This is a genomic window from Schlesneria paludicola DSM 18645 (assembly GCF_000255655.1).
GTDB classification, from domain to species: Bacteria; Planctomycetota; Planctomycetia; order Planctomycetales; family Planctomycetaceae; genus Schlesneria; species Schlesneria paludicola.
Map to the genome: position 1 here is coordinate 2,542,653 of NZ_JH636435.1, position 1,876 is coordinate 2,544,528.

Genomic DNA, 1,876 nt, shown 5'->3' on the forward strand with positions numbered 1-1,876 from the left:
GTATCGCGGCCATCGGCTCCGGAAAGAATCCGCTGACGGCGGCGAACGATGCATTCATCAGCACCCTGGCCGGTCAGCAGGACGAAAAGGGAGCTGGCAAGAACCATTACCAAGCGTTCGCGGATGCCTTCAGCCAGACCTACAAGGACTCGATTGAAGGGCTGAACGATCAGGGCGGTTTGTCCGCCGGTCTGAAGTCCCGCCGTGATGCACTGCTCAACGGAATCGGCGAACGTGAGTTCCAGCTCACAAACATCGCCAAGCCAAATTTCGAACCCTCTCCGGATGCGACTGACGAGGAAGAGGGCAACGGCAAAAAGAAGAAAGAGAAAAAGGAGAAGGCCGACAAGTCGGACTCCAAGGCAGCCCTGATCGGCAGCTCCGACGCGGCCGCCACTCTGCTCCGCGGTGTCTTCGGCGGCGATATCGATAAGCAGCAGTTGAACGTTCAGAAGCAACAGCTCGCCGAAACCAAAAAGACCAACGCAGCCCTGGCAAACTCTCGACCGATCCAAGTCGCCAACCCCTAACGAGGCAGCCATGACCCTTGAACAAATCTTCGCACAGCCTGAGTTCGACGGCATGACCGACGAGCAGGCCCTGGCCTACGGCGATGACACGATCGTCATCGGCGGGACAGCTGAATTGTGGTCCTACAGCGGCGTGGCTGTCATGTTCGGCGACGTGGCCGCTGAAGGTTTGCTGATCGCGATTCAAGACGTGGGACTGCCCGGAGCCGCCCAGGTCTATCTAACACGAGGCATGCAACTGTCACTGCCAAGCGTCCAGGACAAACTCAGTGCGATCGGCGGCATGTTCCCCGCCCTTTCATCTGTCTGCACGGCGCTTAAGGAAATCGGCATCACGCACGGCTGCCGCTGGCAGCAATGGGGTATCGAGCCCCCAACCCTTGAGCAAGTCACGGCCGCACGCCAGGCCCCGACCGAAGCGATGAAGATTGCTGCTTTGCTCAATGAGTTCATCACACCGTATGTCGCTCGTCCCGATGCCACGTTGTCGGGGTTGCTGGCCGTCATTACCGACGCGACGAAGTGAGGAACATCATGCAGGCGTTTGACGAGTTTGGCCGCGAAGTGTTTCCGGTCGTAATCAACACGATTTGCCCGGTCGCGTATGCGGAACCGGCAAGGCAGCTTGCTCTGCGACACATGACCACCGTCGAGCAGGCCAGCGGTGACACGCTCGGGCGCATGCTCGACATCAACCTTGGTCCGATCGGAGCTGACGAAATCACTCACGTGTTCTGTTCGCGAAACGCATACACCCATCAGGTGGGCATGGTGGTCGAAGCGTTCCAGCAAGAATCGCTTCCCTGGGGCGGAACTCGTGCGTACTCGCTACTCAGCGATCGCGAAGAGGTCAAACGCATGTTTTGTGTCGTGCTCGGTCCAACCTCTGTCGTCCTCAACTGGCTGGGCTTGGAGGTGAAGCCATGAGCGCGGCGACTGTTTACCCAAACGGGGACGGCACGAAGATCGGCTTCAGCGACCAGGCGGGCGGGACGACGAATCTCTACGCGGCGGTTTCAGAAGGAACCGGCAGTCCCAATGATTCGAACTACATCACGAACACAGATTCCGGTGGGAAATCGCTGTTCTTTTTGTTGGGTGACATGCCTGGGGACTTCGTCGCCGCTACCAGCGTTTCGATCTCGATTCGTGTTCGCCGCGACAACAGCAAGTCCAATTCGTGTGCGTGGATTGCGTGCCAACTCGTTCAGTCGGATGAAGCGACAGCGCTAACCGCTTCGGCAGCGGTCACGGACACGACGACAACCACGACCTTCACATTCACGCCGAACGTGACAGGCGCAACCACGAAATCCGCGTGGGATGGTGCCCGACTAATGCTCACG

The 1,876-nt window shown here is 58.8% G+C and carries 4 protein-coding genes; all 4 read left to right on the plus strand.

What is annotated here, in order from left to right:
- On the plus strand, positions 1-530 hold a 530-nt coding region (locus OSO_RS45540), incomplete at its 5' end, for a hypothetical protein (RefSeq protein ID WP_010586422.1).
- A gap of 10 nt (positions 531-540) precedes the next feature.
- Positions 541-1,056 carry a hypothetical protein gene (locus OSO_RS0128690; protein ID WP_010586423.1) on the plus strand — a complete coding sequence of 172 codons (516 nt, stop codon included), beginning with the start codon at positions 541-543 and terminating at the stop codon, positions 1,054-1,056.
- 8 nt (positions 1,057-1,064) lie between these two features.
- Complete coding sequence (locus OSO_RS0128695; RefSeq protein ID WP_010586424.1) at positions 1,065-1,457, plus strand: hypothetical protein; 393 nt, start codon at positions 1,065-1,067, stop codon at positions 1,455-1,457.
- Positions 1,454-1,876 (plus strand): hypothetical protein (locus OSO_RS51415; RefSeq protein ID WP_010586425.1); only part of this gene is annotated, 423 nt, incomplete at its 3' end. The genes OSO_RS0128695 and OSO_RS51415, both read left to right, overlap by 4 nt.

Coding starts and splice junctions, on each gene's coding strand:
- OSO_RS0128690 (WP_010586423.1), top strand. CDS start 541: ATGACCCTTGAACAAATCTTCGCACAGCCTGAGTTCGACGGCATGACC.
- OSO_RS0128695 (WP_010586424.1), top strand. CDS start 1,065: ATGCAGGCGTTTGACGAGTTTGGCCGCGAAGTGTTTCCGGTCGTAATC.